Origin of the sequence: Nocardia sp. NPDC050712 (genome assembly GCF_040654295.1) — a bacterium.
GTDB lineage: Bacteria > Actinomycetota > Actinomycetes > Mycobacteriales > Mycobacteriaceae > Nocardia.
Genome location: NZ_JBFAHT010000002.1, coordinates 1,150,079 through 1,165,777, shown reverse-complemented (window position 1 = coordinate 1,165,777; position 15,699 = coordinate 1,150,079). Strand labels below are relative to the sequence as shown.

17 protein-coding genes are annotated in these 15,699 nt (G+C 69.0%); 12 read left to right on the top strand and 5 right to left on the bottom strand.

Annotated features, from left to right (window positions below; translation table 11 throughout):
* From AB0H76_RS16120 to AB0H76_RS16085, 8 genes are all read left to right on the top strand, one after another.
* Positions 1 to 321 (top strand): DUF1330 domain-containing protein, encoded by a 321-nt coding sequence (locus AB0H76_RS16120; RefSeq protein WP_357323577.1) that lies wholly within the window; start codon positions 1 to 3, stop codon positions 319 to 321.
* Positions 318 to 1,529 carry an amidohydrolase family protein gene (locus tag AB0H76_RS16115; RefSeq protein ID WP_357323575.1) on the top strand — a complete coding sequence of 404 codons (1,212 nt, stop codon included), beginning with the start codon at positions 318 to 320 and terminating at the stop codon, positions 1,527 to 1,529. Before AB0H76_RS16120 ends, AB0H76_RS16115 begins: the two co-directional genes overlap by 4 nt.
* Positions 1,516 to 1,932, top strand: a complete 417-nt coding sequence (locus tag AB0H76_RS16110; RefSeq protein ID WP_357323572.1) for a nuclear transport factor 2 family protein — start codon at positions 1,516 to 1,518, stop codon at positions 1,930 to 1,932. Before AB0H76_RS16115 ends, AB0H76_RS16110 begins: the two co-directional genes overlap by 14 nt.
* Positions 1,933 to 1,946: 14 nt before the next feature.
* Positions 1,947 to 3,035 carry an acyl-CoA dehydrogenase family protein gene (locus AB0H76_RS16105; RefSeq protein ID WP_357323570.1) on the top strand — a complete coding sequence of 363 codons (1,089 nt, stop codon included), beginning with the start codon at positions 1,947 to 1,949 and terminating at the stop codon, positions 3,033 to 3,035.
* A gap of 3 nt (positions 3,036 to 3,038) precedes the next feature.
* A complete protein-coding gene (locus tag AB0H76_RS16100; RefSeq protein WP_357323568.1) occupies positions 3,039 to 3,845 on the top strand; it encodes an acyl-CoA dehydrogenase family protein in 807 nt (268 codons plus the stop codon).
* Positions 3,846 to 3,878: 33 nt separating this feature from the next.
* Positions 3,879 to 4,955, top strand: coding sequence for a ferredoxin--NADP reductase (locus tag AB0H76_RS16095; RefSeq protein ID WP_357323565.1), 1,077 nt, complete (start codon positions 3,879 to 3,881; stop codon positions 4,953 to 4,955).
* Positions 4,956 to 5,020: 65 nt separating this feature from the next.
* Positions 5,021 to 5,437 (top strand): OB-fold domain-containing protein, encoded by a 417-nt coding sequence (locus AB0H76_RS16090; RefSeq protein ID WP_357323562.1) that lies wholly within the window; start codon positions 5,021 to 5,023, stop codon positions 5,435 to 5,437.
* A gap of 33 nt (positions 5,438 to 5,470) precedes the next feature.
* Positions 5,471 to 6,613 (top strand): thiolase family protein, encoded by a 1,143-nt coding sequence (locus tag AB0H76_RS16085; RefSeq protein WP_357323559.1) that lies wholly within the window; start codon positions 5,471 to 5,473, stop codon positions 6,611 to 6,613.
* Between the two features lie 69 nt (positions 6,614 to 6,682).
* Here AB0H76_RS16085 and AB0H76_RS16080 read toward each other — a convergent pair whose 3' ends face one another.
* The 5 genes from AB0H76_RS16080 to AB0H76_RS16060 form a co-directional block, all read right to left on the bottom strand.
* Positions 6,683 to 7,519 (bottom strand): mycofactocin-coupled SDR family oxidoreductase, encoded by an 837-nt coding sequence (locus AB0H76_RS16080; protein WP_357323556.1) that lies wholly within the window; start codon positions 7,517 to 7,519, stop codon positions 6,683 to 6,685.
* Positions 7,520 to 7,535: 16 nt separating this feature from the next.
* Entirely contained in the window at positions 7,536 to 8,810 is a 1,275-nt protein-coding gene (locus AB0H76_RS16075) for a cytochrome P450 (protein WP_357323553.1), read from the bottom strand.
* Positions 8,811 to 8,971: 161 nt separating this feature from the next.
* Entirely contained in the window at positions 8,972 to 9,160 is a 189-nt protein-coding gene (locus AB0H76_RS16070; RefSeq protein WP_357323550.1) for a ferredoxin, read from the bottom strand.
* 133 nt (positions 9,161 to 9,293) lie between these two features.
* On the bottom strand, positions 9,294 to 9,824 hold the full coding sequence (locus AB0H76_RS16065; RefSeq protein ID WP_357323548.1) for a hypothetical protein: 531 nt from the start codon (positions 9,822 to 9,824) through the stop codon (positions 9,294 to 9,296).
* Between the two features lie 177 nt (positions 9,825 to 10,001).
* A complete protein-coding gene (locus tag AB0H76_RS16060; RefSeq protein WP_357323545.1) occupies positions 10,002 to 11,114 on the bottom strand; it encodes an XdhC family protein in 1,113 nt (370 codons plus the stop codon).
* A 217-nt stretch (positions 11,115 to 11,331) separates the two neighbouring features.
* On the opposite strand from AB0H76_RS16060, the gene AB0H76_RS16055 reads away from it, so the two are divergent.
* The 4 genes from AB0H76_RS16055 to AB0H76_RS16040 are packed head-to-tail and all read left to right on the top strand — an operon-like array spanning position 11,332 to position 15,683.
* Positions 11,332 to 13,674 (top strand): xanthine dehydrogenase family protein molybdopterin-binding subunit, encoded by a 2,343-nt coding sequence (locus tag AB0H76_RS16055; RefSeq protein WP_357323542.1) that lies wholly within the window; start codon positions 11,332 to 11,334, stop codon positions 13,672 to 13,674.
* A complete protein-coding gene (locus AB0H76_RS16050) occupies positions 13,671 to 14,546 on the top strand; it encodes an FAD binding domain-containing protein (RefSeq protein ID WP_357323539.1) in 876 nt (291 codons plus the stop codon). Before AB0H76_RS16055 ends, AB0H76_RS16050 begins: the two co-directional genes overlap by 4 nt.
* Complete coding sequence (locus AB0H76_RS16045) at positions 14,539 to 15,030, top strand: (2Fe-2S)-binding protein (protein ID WP_357323536.1); 492 nt, start codon at positions 14,539 to 14,541, stop codon at positions 15,028 to 15,030. Before AB0H76_RS16050 ends, AB0H76_RS16045 begins: the two co-directional genes overlap by 8 nt.
* Complete coding sequence (locus AB0H76_RS16040) at positions 15,027 to 15,683, top strand: SRPBCC family protein (RefSeq protein WP_357323533.1); 657 nt, start codon at positions 15,027 to 15,029, stop codon at positions 15,681 to 15,683. Before AB0H76_RS16045 ends, AB0H76_RS16040 begins: the two co-directional genes overlap by 4 nt.
* Positions 15,684 to 15,699: the final 16 nt, after the last annotated feature.

Sequence of the window (15,699 nt, the reverse complement as noted above, 5' to 3'; positions counted from 1 at the left end):
ATGCCCAAGGGTTATGTGATTTTCACCGAGGCCATCAAGGACCCCGCGGGCATGGCCGAATACGCCCGCGCCGCCCAGGCGGCGATGCGCGGGGGCGGGCTGCGGCCGCTGGCCGTCGACACCGCACCGAGCGTGCTCGAGGGGGAATGGCACGGCAACCAGACCGTCATCCTCGAATTCGATTCGGTCGAGGCGGCCCGCACCTGGTACGAGTCGCCCGAATACCAGCACGCGGCGAAGCTGCGGCAGGCGGCGGCCGACACCAATGTCGTCATCGTCGCCGGCTTCGAGCCACCGAAACGCGAAGCGTCCCAGCCATGATCACGGTGCGGGCAGCGGGACTGCTCGATGTCGACACCGGCGAAATCGTCCGGCCCGGCATTCTGCGCATCGACGGCGATCGTATCGCCGGCGTGGGGGGCGCGCCCGAGGGCGAAATCCTCGACCTCGGCGAGCTGATCCTGCTGCCCGGACTGATGGATATGGAGGTCAACCTCCTGATGGGCGGGCGCGGCGAAACCGGCCTGGCCTCCAGCGTGCAGGACGACCCGCCCCTGCGGATGCTGCGGGCGGTGGGCAATGCGCGCCGGACGCTGCGTGCGGGTTTCACCACGGTGCGCAATCTCGGCCTCTTCGTGAAGACCGGCGGCTATCTGCTGGATGTCGCGCTCGGACGGGCCATCGACGGCGGCTGGATCGAGGGCCCGCGGATCGTGCCCGCCGGGCACGCCATCACCCCGACCGGCGGCCACCTGGATCCGACCATGTTCTCCGCCTTCGCTCCGGACGTGCTGAAGCTGACGCTCGAGGAAGGCATCGCCAACGGCGTCGACGAGGTACGCAAGGCGGTGCGGTATCAGATCAAGCACGGTGCGCAGCTGATCAAGATCTGCGTCTCCGGCGGTGTCATGTCGCTGACCGGAGCGCCGGGCGCACAGCACTATTCGGATGAGGAGTTGCGCGCCATCGTCGACGAGGCGCACCGGCGCGGGCTGAAAGTGGCCGCGCACACGCACGGCGCCGAGGCGGTCGAGCATGCCGTCGAGGCCGGAATCGACTGCATAGAACACGGTTTCCTGATCGACGACAAAGCGATCGAGGCGATGGTGGCGGCCGGCACCTGGCTGGTGCCCACCACGCGGCTCGCCGATGCCATGGACGTCTCCAAGGCGGCTCCGGCCTTGCAGGCCAAGGCCGCCGAAATGTTCCCGAAGGCGCGCACCTCGGTACTGGCCGCCTACCGGGCCGGGGTGAAGATCGCGGTCGGCACCGACGCGCCGGCGATCCCGCACGGGCGCAACGCCGATGAGCTCGTCGCGCTGGTCGAACGCGGGCTGCCGGCGCTGGATGTGCTCCGGGCGGCCACGGTGCGCGGAGCCGAGCTGATCGGCGTCACCGATCGGGGGCGGCTGGCCGAGGGCCTGCTGGCCGATGTCATCGGCGTGCCGGGCGATCCGTTGCAGGACATCACCGTTACCCAGCAGGTGCGCTTCGTCATGAAAGGTGGCAAGGTCCATGTCCAGAGTTGAAGACCTGCTCGAGATCCAGCAGGTGCTCGCGCGCTACGCGGTGACCATCACCAAGGCCGATATCGAGGGGCTGCTCGCGGTATTCACCCCCGACGGCAGCTACAGCGCCTTCGGCGACACCTACACCCTGGATCTGTTCCCCGAACTGGTGGCCGCCGCGCCGAAGGGGCTGTTCCTCACCGGTCTGCCCGTGCTCCAGATCGACGGCGACAGCGCCGAGGGCACCCAGCCGCTGTGCTTCATCGACCAGAGCACCCACGACATGCGCATCGGCTACTACACCGACACCCTCGTGCGCACCACGGCCGGATGGCGTATCCGGACCCGCCGGATGACCTTCATCCGCCGCAGCGGCGACCACGACTCCGGCATTCCGCACGCCTTCGAGCGTTCGAGGACATGAACGGCCGAACACTGATGACCATCACAGAGTTTCGGACCTCGGTGCGGGCCTGGCTCGACCGGAACGACCTGTCCCCCGGGCCCGATCAGTCGCTCGACGGGCAGGTCGCGCAGCTGGCCCGGGTGCGGCGCGCGCTCTACGACGCGGGCTGGATGCGCTACGGCTGGCCCGCCGAGGTCGACGGGCTCGGCGGGCCCGCCGTCCTGCGCGCGGTGCTGGGTGAGGAGGTCGCCGCCCGCGACCTCGCCGAGCCCGGCATCTACTCGATGATCGAGGTGCTCGCCCCGACCATGATCTCCTACGCCCGCCCGGAACTGGCCGCGGCGATGGTGCCCCGGCTGCTGTCCGGCCGCGAACAGTGGTGCCAGGGCTTCTCCGAGCCCGGCTCCGGCAGCGATCTCGCCTCGATCACCACGAAAGCCGTTCCACGCGAGTCGGACTGGGTGATCAGCGGTCAGAAGGTATGGACCAGCCTGGCACAGTACTCCGCGCGGTGCGTCCTGCTCACCCGCACCGCGCCGGGCCACGACGGCATCACCGCCTTCTTCGTCGACATGGACTCCCCCGGCATCACCGTGCGGCCGCTGCGCACCATGCACGGCGTCGACGAATTCGCCGAGGTGTACTTCGACGACGTCGTCGTGCCCGCCGACCGGATGCTCGGCAAGCCCGGCGACGGGTGGCGGGTGGCGATGGATCTGCTCCCGCACGAACGATCCGCCTGCTTCTGGCACCGCATCACCTACCTGTTCACCCGCCTCGATCGCATCCTGGCGCACACCGCGATCCCCGACGACGCGGAACTCGGCGAGGCCTACCTCGCCCTGCACACCGCGCGCTGCCGATCCCGCACCACACAGCTCCGGCTGGCCGGCGGCGCGCGCCTGGGCCCGGAGACCTCCATCGACAAGGTGCTGCTGGCCACCGCCGAGCAGCGGCTCTTCGACACCGCCCGCGACCTGCTGCCCGGCGTCCTGGAACTCACCGACCCCGAATGGCGGACCGAGTACCTGTACTCGCGCGCCGCGACCATCTACGGCGGCACCGCCGAGATCCAGCGCAACATCATTGCCCGCCGCCTGCTCGAGCTCGGAAAAGAGTGAGCCATGGTTGATTTCGCTACCGCGCCGGATGAACTCGCACTGCTCGAGCAGACGGTGCGCAAGACCATGCTCGCCGCCACCGGCGCCGAACTCGACCATGCGCTGGCCGAACTGGGTTGGCTCGACATGCTCACCGATATCCCGGGTGTCGCGATACCGCTGGTTTTCCGGCTGCTGGGCGAGACGGGCGCGCACGCACCGGTGCTGAACGACGTCATCCAGCACGCGGCGGGTCTCGCCTTGACCGGCACCACACCGCTGCCTTTCACGGGGGGCACCTGGCTGGTGTGGGAACGGACCGACCGGCCCGGCACGACCGTCGACGAGCACCTGCCGCTGCATGCGGTGCATCTTGCCGGGCTCGAGCGGCAACAGGCGCCGGCGGCGGGCCGGCGCGCGCTGGCCTGGTGGCTTGTAGGTAGCAGCCGCGCAATGCTGGCGCTGGCTCGGCGGCATGCCTTGGAGCGCACGCAGTTCGGGCGGCCGGTTGCGTCGTTTCAAGCGGTTCGGCATCGGCTGGCCGAGACGCTTGTCGCGATCGAGGGCGCGGAGGCGACTCTTGCCGTCGCGGACGGTGAGCTCGGTGCGCTGCTGGCCAAGGCCGCGGCCGGGCAGGCCGCTCAGATCACTGCCCGGCATTGTCAGCAGGTATTGGGCGGCATCGGCTTCACCGCCGAGCACGACCTGCATCGGCATCTGCGCCGCACCCTCGTGCTGGACGGATTGCTGGGCAGCACAAGAGAACTCGTTCGCGAAGCCGGGCGATGGATTCGCACCGAAGGTGCGGCCCCGCGGCTGGCGCAGCTGTAAATCCGACCATCGATAGCGGAGGAATTGGTTCCCATGGCCCGACCCCCCTCGTTCCAGCGGGCGACCGTGACCCGGATCATCAAGGAGAGCGCGGACTCTCGCAGCTTCATCCTTGCCCCACACGACGAGCCGCTGGTCTATCAGGCCGGACAGTTCTGCACTTTCCGCGTGCCGGTGGACGGTAAGAACCTCTACCGGTCCTACTCGATGTCCAGCGCACCGGAGACCGACGGCGAGCTGATGACCACCGTGAAGCGGGTGCCGGGCGGTCAGGTGTCGAACTGGTTGCACGACAATGTTTCCGAGGGCGACGCACTCGAGATGAGCCGGGCGGCCGGGCGATTCTGCCTGCGCCCGGCGGTGGTGCCGCTGCTCGGTTTCAGCGGGGGCAGCGGTATCACCCCGGTGCTGTCGCTGACCAAGAGCGCGCTGGCGAGCACCGATCGCCAGGTCCGGCTGCTGTGCGCGGACCGCGATCAGCCCTCGGTGCTCTTCGAGGCGGCGCTGCGCGAGCTGGCCGAGCGCTATCCGGGACGGCTGGAGGTCATCCGCCACCTCGACTCCGACCGCGGCTTCCTCACCCCGGATCAGGTACGCGCCTTCGTGGGCGCGGACGCCCATGCGGACGCCTACGTCTGCGGGCCGGAAGCGTTCATGGAGATGATCGAAAACGCCCTACCGGGACCAGGACTCGTCTTCAGCGAACGATTCGGTGCGCCCGCCCCGGGGATAACGGCCGCGGCCCCCGCGGTAGCCGAGCTCGCGGACTCGATGGCACGGCCAGATCCCGCAGCGGCGTCACCGCCCGCCCCTGCCGCCCCTGCCGCCTCCGATGCGGGCGGGACGGTAACGATCTTTCTCGATCGAAAAACAGCCTCGGTTCCCACCCGGGCCGGCGAGACGCTGTTGCAAGCCGCGCGGCGGGCGGGGCTGACCCCGCCGTTCTCCTGCGAACAAGGCAATTGCGCCACCTGCATGGCTCGGATCACTGAAGGCAGCGCGACGATGACGGTGAATGACGCGCTGACCGACGATGAGGTCGCCGACGGCTATGTGCTCACCTGCCAGGCCGTGCCCGATAGCCCCACGGTCACCGTCCGATACGAGTAGTCGGTCGCCGAATCTTTCTCTAGTTCAACAATATTCGCTCATTTCACAAGTACGGAGGACGGCATATGGCCAAGGCACTCGCGCCCGAGGTCTCGACGTGGCCCGCGGCGGATCCGCAGCTCATCGGCAGCGGTTGCGGTGATTGCGGGGCGGTGACCTGGCCGCGCCAGCAACGCTGCCCCCGCTGCAGCGGGCCGGACATGACCGATCGGCTACTGCCCCGGCGCGGCACCCTGATCGCTTGGACCACACAGGGATTCGTTCCCAAGCTGCCCTACGCCGGGCAGGAGACGGCCGATTCGTTCGAGCCGTTCGGCATCGGCCTGGTGCAGCTCGGCGACGAGGTCCGCGTCGAAACCCGGCTCACCGAAGCCGATCCCGATCGGTTGCGCACCGGGATGGCGGTGGAGCTGGCGTTCGTGCCGCTGTACGCCGAGGCCGACGGCACCGAGGTCGTGACCGTGGCCTTCACGCCGGTCTGAGCACGACTTTCGGATGAGTAGAGGAGTAACCCCATGAACGACGTTGCCATCATCGGCATCGGCATCCACCCGTTCGGCCGCTTCGCCAAGACGGCGATGGAAATGGGCGCGGAGGCCATCCAGGCCGCCCTGTCCGACGCCGGAATCCAGTGGAAGGACATCCAATTCGGGTTCGGCGGCAGTTACGAGGTGAGCAACCCGGATGCCGTCACCCGCCTGGTCGGCCTGACCGGGATCCCGTTCACGAACGTGTTCAACGCCTGCGCCACCGCGGCCAGCTCGATCGAGCAGACCGCCGAGGCGATCCGCTCGGGCCGCTACGACGTCGGCATCGCGGTCGGCATGGACAAGCATCCGCGCGGCGCGTTCACCGACGATCCGGCCAAACTCGGCCTGCCCGGCTGGTACGCGGAGAACGGGCAGTTCGTCACCACGAAGTTCTTCGGCATCAAGGCCAATCGGTACCTCACCGATCACGGCATCTCCCAGCGCACGCTGGCCAAGGTCGCGGCCAAGAACTATCGCAACGGCGTGCTCAATCCGAATGCGTTCCGGCGCAAGCCGATCGGCGAGGACGAGATCCTGAACTCACCGATGCTGAACTACCCGCTGACGCACTACATGTTCTGCACCCCCGACGAGGGCGCCGCGGCGGTCATCATGTGCCGCGGCGACCTGGCCAAGCGCTACACCTCCACGCCGGTGTATCTGCGCTCCTCCGCGATCCGGACCCGCCGCTACGGCGCCTACGAGGTGCACAGCACCTGGGCCGCGGTCGACGAGGACGTCTCACCGACGGTCTACGCCTCGGCCGACGCCTATGCCGCCGCCGGCATCGGGCCGGAGGACGTCGACGTCATCCAGCTCCAGGACACCGATGCCGGCGCCGAGGTGATCCACCTGGCCGAGAACGGCTTCTGTGCGGACGGCGACCAGGAGAAGCTGATCGCGGAGGGCGCCACCGAGATCGGCGGGCGCCTGCCGGTCAACACCGACGGCGGCCTGATCGCCAACGGCGAGCCGATCGGCGCCTCCGGCATCCGGCAGGTCTACGAGCTGGTACTGCAATTACGCGGGCAGGCAGGCGACCATCAGGTACCCGGTAAGCCCAAAGTCGGCTACGCCCAGGTCTACGGTGCGCCGGGCACCGCCGCGGCGTCGATCCTGTCGCTCTGAACCACACAGCACTGCCGCCGCCCCGGTGCGGGGCGGCGGCAGTGTTGTCTGATGCTTCTATAGCGCAGCCTATTTGAGCATGCTGCCGGCATCGACGGGCAGCGTGACACCGGTCAGGTAGCGCGCCTCGTCGGAGGCCAGGAACAGCACCGCGTTGCTGACGTCGACCGACTCCACCCACGGGATGGGCAGGATGTGGAACATCCGGCAGATGGGCTCGAGATCGGCGGGACCCGGGTTCTCCAGGTCCGGCCGGAAGAGCTTGTAGGTGCCCTCGTTCATCACCATCGGGGTGTTGACGTGCGTCGGGTGCACCGTGTTGACGCGAATCGAATGATGCCCCAGCTCCACCGCGAAGGTGCGCATCAGACCCACCACGCCGTGCTTGGCCGCGATGTAGTGGCCGACATTCGGGTAGGCCTTGAGGCCGCCGACCGAACTGGTGAGCACGATCGAGCCACCGCGCTCACCCGCGATCAGATGCGGGATGGCGGCCTTCACGCTCTTCCAGACGCCACCGAGATTGACGTCGATCATGTCCTGCCAGAGGGTTTCGTCGAGTTCGCTCAATTGGCCGCCCTCGTTCCCGATCCCGGCGTTGGCGACCACGACGTCCAGGCGCCCGAGCTGTTCGACGCCGCTGTCCACCGCGGCCCGCAGCGCCGCGTAATCGCGCACGTCGACCTCCGCGGTGACCACGCGCCGCCCCTGCGCCTTGACCAGATCCGCGGTGGTCGCGAGGTCCTCGGGGGTAGACATCGCGAACGGCACATTGTCGAGCTGCTTGCAGACATCGACGGCGATGATGTCGGCGCCCTCCTGCGCCAGCCGCACCGCGTGACTGCGGCCTTGGCCGCGCGCCGCACCCGTGATGAATGCGACCTTTCCTTCGACCCGTCCGGTCATTGCTTGCCTCTATTCGCTATTCGGTGGTGAATTCGATGTGCAGCGCTTGGAGCCCGCGCAGGATGTAGGTGGGTTCGTAGTCGTAGCGGCGCGCGTCGGCGGGGCCGTGCCGCTGCTCGTCGATGCGGATGTCGAGCAGGCGATCGAGGATCCGCGCGAAGGAGACCCGGCCTTCCACCCGAGCCAGCGGCCCGCCGGGGCAGGTGTGCGCGCCGCGCCCGAAGGCGATGTGCTCCCGGGCATTCGGGCGATCGAGCCGGAACTCGTGCGGTTCCTCGAAGCGGCGCGGGTCGCGGTTGGCGGCGCCGGGGCAGAGCATGACCGTCGTCCCGATCGGCACGTCCACCCCGCCCACCTGGGTGTTCTGCTTGGCCAGGCGGAACATGCTCTTCACCGGCGCCTCCATCCGCAGCGTCTCCTCGACGAAGAGCGGAATCCGGCTGCGGTCCGCGCGCAACTGCCGCTGGATCTCCGGGTTGTCGGCCAGGAACCGGATACCGGAGGTCAGCAGTTTGGCCGTGGTCTCCTGGCCGGCCGCGAAGAGGAAGGTGGCCGAGCGGACCACGTCGAGGACCTCGGGGGTGGAGCCGTCCGGATACTTCGCCAGGGCCAGCTGGGTGAGCACGTCCTCGCGCGGTTCGGCGCGCCGGTCCTCGATGTAGGAGGCGAACTTCTCGTCCAGCCAGGCCAGCGGATTGCTGGACAGCGCATCGTCATCCAGCGCGCCGACCCGGGAACCCGGCCGATCGGCGCCGAGCACGACCCGGAACTTCTGGTGGTCTTCCTCCGGCACGCCGAGCACGTCGGCGACCACCAGCAGCGAGAAGGGTTTGGCGTAGGCGGCCCCGAATTCACAGCGCCCGTCGGCGAGGAATTCGTCGAGTTGCTGGTCGGCCAGCCGCCACATGAACTCCTCGTTCTCGCGCAGCCGCGCCGGGGTGAGCAGCCGGTTCAGCACCGACCGCGCGAAGGTGTGCTGCGGCGGATCCATGGTCACCATGTGCTCGAACATCGGCATCTTGTCCCGGTGCAGGTCGATCAGCGCGCCCAGATCCTCGCCCTCGACCTCGAAGGGCAAGGCCGGGAACGGACCGCCGACGGCGATGATCGAGGAGAAGGTGTCCGCGTTCTTGGTCACCTCGGCCGTTTCCTCGTATCCCGTCACCGCGAACACCCCGCGATGCGGCAGGGCGGTCACCGGGCATCGGGCGCGCAGGTGGTCGTAATACGGATGCGGATCGGGAACCAACGCCTGATCCGTGAAGTAGTCGACTGTGTCGAAATCAGTCATCCTGGCCAGCTCCTGCCATCGGTGAGGGAGATTCAGTCGATGGTAACGCTGATCTTCTTGTTTGAGAACATCATTCTCATAACCGTACCGCGAACGCGGAGGCGGCCGGGGTGGAAGACCACCCCGGCCGCATGCCGGACGTATTCGAAACCCTCAGGGCCTCACTCGACTTCGATCGCCCGCTCGGGGCAGGCTTCGACGGCCTCCGCTACCGCCCCTTCCAGGCCGGCGGGCACCGCACCGACCCTCACCTCGGAATATCCATAGTCGGTGAGGGTGAACACCTCCGGGCACAGGGACACGCAGACACCGAAGCCGCGGCAACGATCCACATCGATACCGACCTTCATCGACCACCCTCCTTCGTGCCGCCGCGACGACCTCCGCGCCCCGGCGGCTACCGTTTCTGGAGAATGTCATTCTCCAGTTCAGAATTGAGGGTTACACACGCCCGGGCGCGCGTCAATGGAGGTTCGCTGCCGATCAGCCCATGGGCAGCAGATCCGCCGCCAGGGCGGGCGTACCGACCCGGAAGGTCTCCACCGCGCTGGCCGGACCCGAAGCGCGGGCGGCGACATGGGCCCGCTCCTTGAACGCCTTCGCGGCGGAACTCATTCGGTACTGCACCGGACCGCCGACCCGGCAGTCGAGCTCGGCGGGCCAGGTCTCACCCCACAGGGCGACCTCGAATTCCGCGGTGTCGAGGCTGTCGAGCAGGCCCGCCCGGATGCGCGAATCGGTACCGAACAGCGCCGTATCCACCGCGAGCAGATCCGGCCGCGCTTTGACGCTCGTCGTCAGGCAGGTCTCCAGATCCAGCACGTCGGCGCCGAGGATCCGGACCGGGCGCGGGTCGTCGCACTCGGCCACCGCCACCCATACCTCCCAGCCGGCCAGCACCCGGTCGAACAACCAGCCACCGGCATTCTGCACTACCGCAAGAGGATTCGGACCGAGGATCGCCAGCCGGTAGCGGAGCTCGCGGGTCTCGACATGTTCGATGGTCGCGTCCACCGATGCCAATATGCACTCCTGCGGTGCAAAGGAATTCACCAATCGAGTCGCCATGTGGGGTCTCCGTCTCACCGATGAGCTCGGTCGATACCTGCGGAAATGGGGATCTCCTGGGAGGGATATCGGACCGCGCGCTGGTTATAGCGTGATTTACTTAACACTGCGTTCGACGGAAGGTCAACCGTGGAAAACCCGCCGGCACCACCCACTCCAGGAGTGGCCTTCGCGCCCGTGAATCGGCCGCCCGGTGCGCGAGAGCGGCCGGGCACTACCGCCCCGGCGCAGCGCGACGATCTCCGCACCGATGGCCAGCGCGGTTTCCTCCGGCGTGCGGCCGCCCAGCTCCAGGCCGATGGGCGAATGCAGCCGCCGCAGTTCATGTTCGGTGATTCCCGCCGCCCGTAGTTCGGTGCGCCGCGCGCGGTCGGCGCGACGCGAACCCATCGCTCCGACGTAGGCCACCGGTAGGCGCAGCGCCTGGGCCAGCACCGGGATATCGAACTTCGGATCGTGCGAGAGCACGCAGAGCACCGTCCGCCGGTCGACCTCGGCCGTACTCAGGTACCGGTGCGGCCAATCCACCACCACCTCGTGCGCGCCGGGGAAGCGCGCGTGGTCGAGGAAGGTCCGGCGCGCGTCGCAGAGCGTGACGCGGTACCCGAGCAGCCGCCCGACCGCGCACAGCGCACCGGCGAAATCCGTTGCACCGAACACGATCATGCGCGGCGGCGGAGCGAAGGACTGCACGAAGACCATGCGTTCGCGATCGGCGCAGCCGATCACCCGCACCGCGGTCGACCCGGCATCGAGCATGTCCCGCGCCTGCCGCAGCACGGCCAGGTCGGCGCCGTCGAGATCGAAGCCGGCGCCGACCGCGTCGTCCGCACGCACGGCGAGGACCGCCCCGGAAGCCAGGTCGCACACCCACGCCGCCGGTGTCCGCGCGTCCAGCACGGCTTCGACCACCGCGAATTCGGCCACCGTCACCCGATGGATGAAGACCTCCACCTCACCGCCGCAGGTCAAGCCGACCGCGAAGGCATCGGAGTCGCTGTAGCCGAACGCCTTTCGGAGCGGCTCACCGGTCTCGAGAACTTCGAGGCAGTGCTCGTACACCGCGGATTCCACACAGCCGCCGGACAGGCTGCCCACTACCGAGCCCGCCGCGTCGACCGCCATGGTCGCGCCGATCGGACGCGGCGCGCTGCCGCGAACCGCCGTCAGGGTGGCCAGCGCGTAGGTGGTCCCCGCCGCCTGCCAGCGCCGCAGGTGTGCGGCGAGATCCCGCATGGTCGCCCCCTTCAGCGTGCGTAAATTACATTCTCCTATCTTGCGATAGTACATTTCCGTTTCTGGCATAGTAGATATTGACACTGCGCAAACGGCACTGCTAAACAGGTGCTCAGCAGCGGCCTGCCCGCATCGTCTCCGATGTGAACGGAGGATCACCCATGACGCGTATCTGCCAGTCGCGCACCACAATCGATCTACATCGCCGGGCCTCCCGATGACCCGCACCGGCACCGAGACCGCCGGTGTCGTCGGCACCCGGGTACCCCGGCTGGAGGACCTGCGCCTGCTCACCGGCGCCGGCGCCTTCGTCGACGACGTCACCCGCCCCGCCATGGGCCACGTGTGCTTCGTGCGCAGCCCGCTGGCTCGCGCCCGGATCACGGGTGTCGACAGCACCGCGGCCCTGGCCCTGGCCGGGGTGCTGGCCGTCTACACCGCCGCGGACCTGAATCCCGACGTACGCGAGATCTCCTACGCCTTGGACATGATCGGCCTGCCGCCGGTGCCGCGCCCACCGCTCGCCGACGACGAAGCCCGGTTCGTCGGCGATCCGGTGGCGGTGGTCGTCGCGGTCGACCGCTATATCGCCGAGGACGCCGCGGAACTGGTGCTGGTCGACTACGACCCGCTGCCGCCGGTGCTCGACTTCCGCACCGCGGCCGAATCGACCGAACTGGTGCACGCCGCGTTCCCCGGGAACTCGGCCGGTGCGATGGGCGGGCGACCACCGGCCGATCTGGATCCGGTCTTCGACTCGGCGGCGCACGTGGTGCGCCAGCGCATCCATCAGCAGGCCTATTCGCCGGTGCCGATGGAAACCCGGGGCATCGTGGCCGAATGGTCCGCCGCCACCGCCGAAATGACCATCTGGACCTCTTCGCAGTCGCCGCACGAGGTGCGCGGCTTCTGCGCGCGGCTGCTCGGCGTCGACGAGCATCAGGTCCGGGTGATCGTCCGCGACACCGGCGGCGGGTTCGGGCAGAAGGTCGCGCCACAGCGCGAGGACATCTGCGTCATGCTGGCCGCGCGCCGGCTCGGCACCGCCGTGAAGTGGATCGAGGACCGCCAGGAGAATCTGATGTCGGCGGGGATGGCCCGGCACGAATACGGTGATATCCGAATGGCTTTCGACGCCGAGGGCACGATCCTGGCCGCCACCATCGAGCACGTCCAGAACGTGGGCGCCTACCCGATACCGTCGCCGGTCACCGCCGGCATGGTGGTCGGCTTGCTGCTGCCCGGGCCGTACCGAATTCCCCAGGCGGGGTTCAGCGCGGGCTTCGTCTACACCAATACCGTCGGCCGGGTGGCCTACCGGGGCCCGTGGCAGTTCGAGTCGGTGGCCCGCGAAGTGCTGCTCGATACCGCGGCCCGGCAGATCGGCATCGACCCGGTCGAACTGCGGCGCCGGAACATGCTGCGGCAGGGGGATCTGCCCTACGCCAACGCGAACGGCATGCCCTACAGCGACATCACGCCGCTGGAGACCTTCGAGCAGGCGCTGGCGATGCTGGACTACGACGCCTTCCGCGCCGAACAGCGCCGGGCCCGGGCGCAGGGGCGCTACCTCGGGGTCGGCACCTGCACCTATGTCGAACCCACCACCGGCAATACGCCCTTCCACGCCACCGAGGGCGCGACCATCCGGATCGAGCCGTCCGGGAAGGTGAACGTCTATGTCGCCGGTGGTTCGGCGGGCAACAGTCTCGAGACCACCGTGGTGCAGTTGACCGCCGACGCGCTCGGCGTCGACATCGCCGATGTGCGCACCGTGCAGGGCGATACCGCGGTGACGCCGTTCGGCGGCGGCACCGGCGGCAGCCGGTCCGGTTCCATGACGGCGGGCGCCATCGCCGAAACCGCCGCCGGACTGCGGGAACGTCTACTCGCCATCACCGCGCACAAACTCGGCGTGCCCGTCGAGGAGGTCGAGTTCACCGGCAGCCGGGGCTTCGCGCGCTCGGCCCCGGACACCACGGTGACGCTGGCCGAGCTGGCCGCCCTCGCCTACTTCCAGCCCGATGCCCTGCCACCGGGCGTCCCCGCGGGGCTCGAGGCCAGCGGGCGGCATCGGGTCGGCCAGTTGATGATCTGGGCGAACGCGACCCATCTGTGTACCTGCGAGGTCGACATCGAGACCGGTCAGGTGACGCTGCTGCGCTACATCGTCAGCGAGGACTGCGGGCCGATGATCAATCCCGCGGTGGTGGAGGGCCAGATTCATGGCGGCACCGTGCAGGGTATCGGCGGCGCGCTGTACGAGCACCTGGCCTACGACGAGGACGGCAATCCCATCGCGACGACCTTCCTGGACTATCTGATGCCGACCGCCGCCGAGGTGCCGCTCATCGAGATCGGGCACATCGAGACACCGAGCCCGGGGCCGGGCGGCTACAAGGGTGTCGGCGAGGGCGGGGCGATCGGCTCGACACCGGCGGTGCTGAACGCGGTAGCCGATGCGCTCGCACCGCTCGGTGTGCGGATCTCTCAGCTGCCGCTGTCCCCCGCCACCATCGTCGAGCTGGTGGAGCAGGCGCGCGCGGGGGTGACCGAATGAAACCCGCCGCCTTCGCCTATCACGTCCCGGACACCGCCGAGGCGGCGGTGACGCTGCTCGCCGAACTGGGCGAGGAAGCCAAGTTCCTCGCCGGCGGCCAGAGCCTGGTGCCGATGCTGGCCCTGCGGCTGGCGGCGTTCGAGCATCTGATCGACCTCCGCGCGGTCGCGAGCCTGCGCGGCATCGAAGGACGCGCGGACTCGGTGTGGATCGGCGCCGGTACCACGCACGCCGAGGTCGGGCGCTGCGCGGAGATCAGCCGCCGAGTGCCGCTGCTGGCCCGGGCGACTCCGCTCATCGGGCATTTCCAGATCCGCAATCGCGGCACCATCGGCGGCGCGATCGCGCATGCCGACGCGGCGGGTGAGTACCCGGCCGTGGCACTCGCGCTGGACGCCGGACTCGAAGCCCTGTCCCCGCGCGGGCGGCGCGTCATCCCGGCGGCGGATTTCTTCACCGGGATGTGGAGTACCGCGCTGGCCGCCGATGAATTGCTCACCGGCATGACCTTTCCGGTCTGGCCGGGCCGGTGCGGCTTCGCGATCGAGGAGTTCGCCCGGCGCAGTGGAGATTTCGCTCTCGCGGGCGCGGTGATCGCGGTGCGGCTGGACGCCGGCGGCCGGGTCGACCGGTGCGCCGTCGTGGTCTTCGGGCTGGGGCCGACGCCGGTGCGCGCCGCCCGGGCCGAGGCCGAACTGCTCGGCCGGGAAGTGGCCGAGGTGAACGCCGCGGCGATCGGGCGGACCGCGGTGGCCGAGCTGACCTCGATTCCCGCGGATCTGCACGGATCCGCCGACTATCGGCGGCGGATCGGCACGGCGATGGTGGCACGAGCGTGGCGGCGGGCCGCCCAGGAGGCAAGTGATGACTGAGATCGACATCCAGCTGCGGATCAACGGCGCCACCCGCCGGGATCGGGTGCCTGCCCGGCTCACCCTGGCCGACTACCTGCGCGAGCGATGCGGGCTGACGGGCACCCATCTGGGCTGTGAGCACGGCGTCTGCGGGGCGTGCACGATCCTGATGGACGGCCGGGCGGTGCGCGCCTGCCTCGTCTTCGCCGTGCAGGCCGACGGCGCGGAACTGACCACCATCGAGGGCATCGCCGCACCCGACGGGACACTGTCGCCGGTACAGCAGGCCTTCCGCGACCATCACGGTCTCCAATGCGGTTTCTGCACACCGGGTTTCATCGTCTCGGCCACCGCGTTCCTGCGCGAGCACCCGGACCCGACCGATCGTGAGATCCGCGAGGGTCTGTCCGGAAACCTGTGCCGCTGTACCGGATATCAGGGCATCGTGTGCGCTGTGCGCGCCGCGGCCACCACGAGCGCCGAATCGAAGGACCTGCCATGAAACTCGAGAACACCTTTCGCATTCCGGTTCCGGCCGCCGAGGCCTGGCCGGTATTGCTCGACCTCGAACGGATCGCGCCGTGTGTACCCGGGGCGACTCTGACCTCCCGGGACGGCGACGACTTCCACGGCAAGATCAAGGTCAAGCTGGGGCCGGTCGGGCTCACCTACAACGGCATCATCAAGGTCGCCTCGCAGGACCCGAAGGCCCGGATCGCGGTCCTCGAGGGCGGTGGCCGCGAAGCCCGCGGCAACGGCACGGCGCAGGCGACCATTATCTGTCGGCTGGTCGAATCCGGTTACAGTACAGAGGTTCTCGTCGAGACCGAGCTCGCGATCACCGGTAAGCCCGCCCAGTTCGGGCGGGGCGCGCTCGCGGATGTCGCGGGGACGCTGATCGGGCAGTTCGCCACCAATCTGGCCAGCGAGATCACCAGCACCGCCCAGTCCGCCGCTCCCGCGGTGGATCCGAAGCCCGTCGCGGCGGCGGGGGCCCGGCCCGAGAAGCGCGCGGTTCCCCGCGCATCCGCCGAGCCGATCGATCTCCTGGCAGCCGCCGGCGTGGGCAGAAGCGGACGAGCCCTCGCGGTGGCTGCCGGAATCGTCCTGGCGCTGGCCCTGATTCTGCGCCGTCGCCGCCGCTCGCGCGGCTAGCTCGCCGCTCGATCCG

Excerpts from the sequence above, each read along its gene's own strand:
- AB0H76_RS16120 (WP_357323577.1), top strand. The coding sequence starts at position 1 with ATGCCCAAGGGTTATGTGATTTTCACCGAGGCCATCAAGGACCCCGCG.
- AB0H76_RS16115 (WP_357323575.1), top strand. The coding sequence starts at position 318 with ATGATCACGGTGCGGGCAGCGGGACTGCTCGATGTCGACACCGGCGAA.
- AB0H76_RS16110 (WP_357323572.1), top strand. The coding sequence starts at position 1,516 with ATGTCCAGAGTTGAAGACCTGCTCGAGATCCAGCAGGTGCTCGCGCGC.
- AB0H76_RS16105 (WP_357323570.1), top strand. The coding sequence starts at position 1,947 with ATGACCATCACAGAGTTTCGGACCTCGGTGCGGGCCTGGCTCGACCGG.
- AB0H76_RS16100 (WP_357323568.1), top strand. The coding sequence starts at position 3,039 with ATGGTTGATTTCGCTACCGCGCCGGATGAACTCGCACTGCTCGAGCAG.
- AB0H76_RS16095 (WP_357323565.1), top strand. The coding sequence starts at position 3,879 with ATGGCCCGACCCCCCTCGTTCCAGCGGGCGACCGTGACCCGGATCATC.
- AB0H76_RS16090 (WP_357323562.1), top strand. The coding sequence starts at position 5,021 with ATGGCCAAGGCACTCGCGCCCGAGGTCTCGACGTGGCCCGCGGCGGAT.
- AB0H76_RS16085 (WP_357323559.1), top strand. The coding sequence starts at position 5,471 with ATGAACGACGTTGCCATCATCGGCATCGGCATCCACCCGTTCGGCCGC.
- AB0H76_RS16080 (WP_357323556.1), bottom strand. The coding sequence starts at position 7,519 with ATGACCGGACGGGTCGAAGGAAAGGTCGCATTCATCACGGGTGCGGCG.
- AB0H76_RS16075 (WP_357323553.1), bottom strand. The coding sequence starts at position 8,810 with ATGACTGATTTCGACACAGTCGACTACTTCACGGATCAGGCGTTGGTT.
- AB0H76_RS16070 (WP_357323550.1), bottom strand. The coding sequence starts at position 9,160 with ATGAAGGTCGGTATCGATGTGGATCGTTGCCGCGGCTTCGGTGTCTGC.
- AB0H76_RS16060 (WP_357323545.1), bottom strand. The coding sequence starts at position 11,114 with ATGCGGGATCTCGCCGCACACCTGCGGCGCTGGCAGGCGGCGGGGACC.
- AB0H76_RS16055 (WP_357323542.1), top strand. The coding sequence starts at position 11,332 with ATGACCCGCACCGGCACCGAGACCGCCGGTGTCGTCGGCACCCGGGTA.
- AB0H76_RS16050 (WP_357323539.1), top strand. The coding sequence starts at position 13,671 with ATGAAACCCGCCGCCTTCGCCTATCACGTCCCGGACACCGCCGAGGCG.
- AB0H76_RS16045 (WP_357323536.1), top strand. The coding sequence starts at position 14,539 with ATGACTGAGATCGACATCCAGCTGCGGATCAACGGCGCCACCCGCCGG.
- AB0H76_RS16040 (WP_357323533.1), top strand. The coding sequence starts at position 15,027 with ATGAAACTCGAGAACACCTTTCGCATTCCGGTTCCGGCCGCCGAGGCC.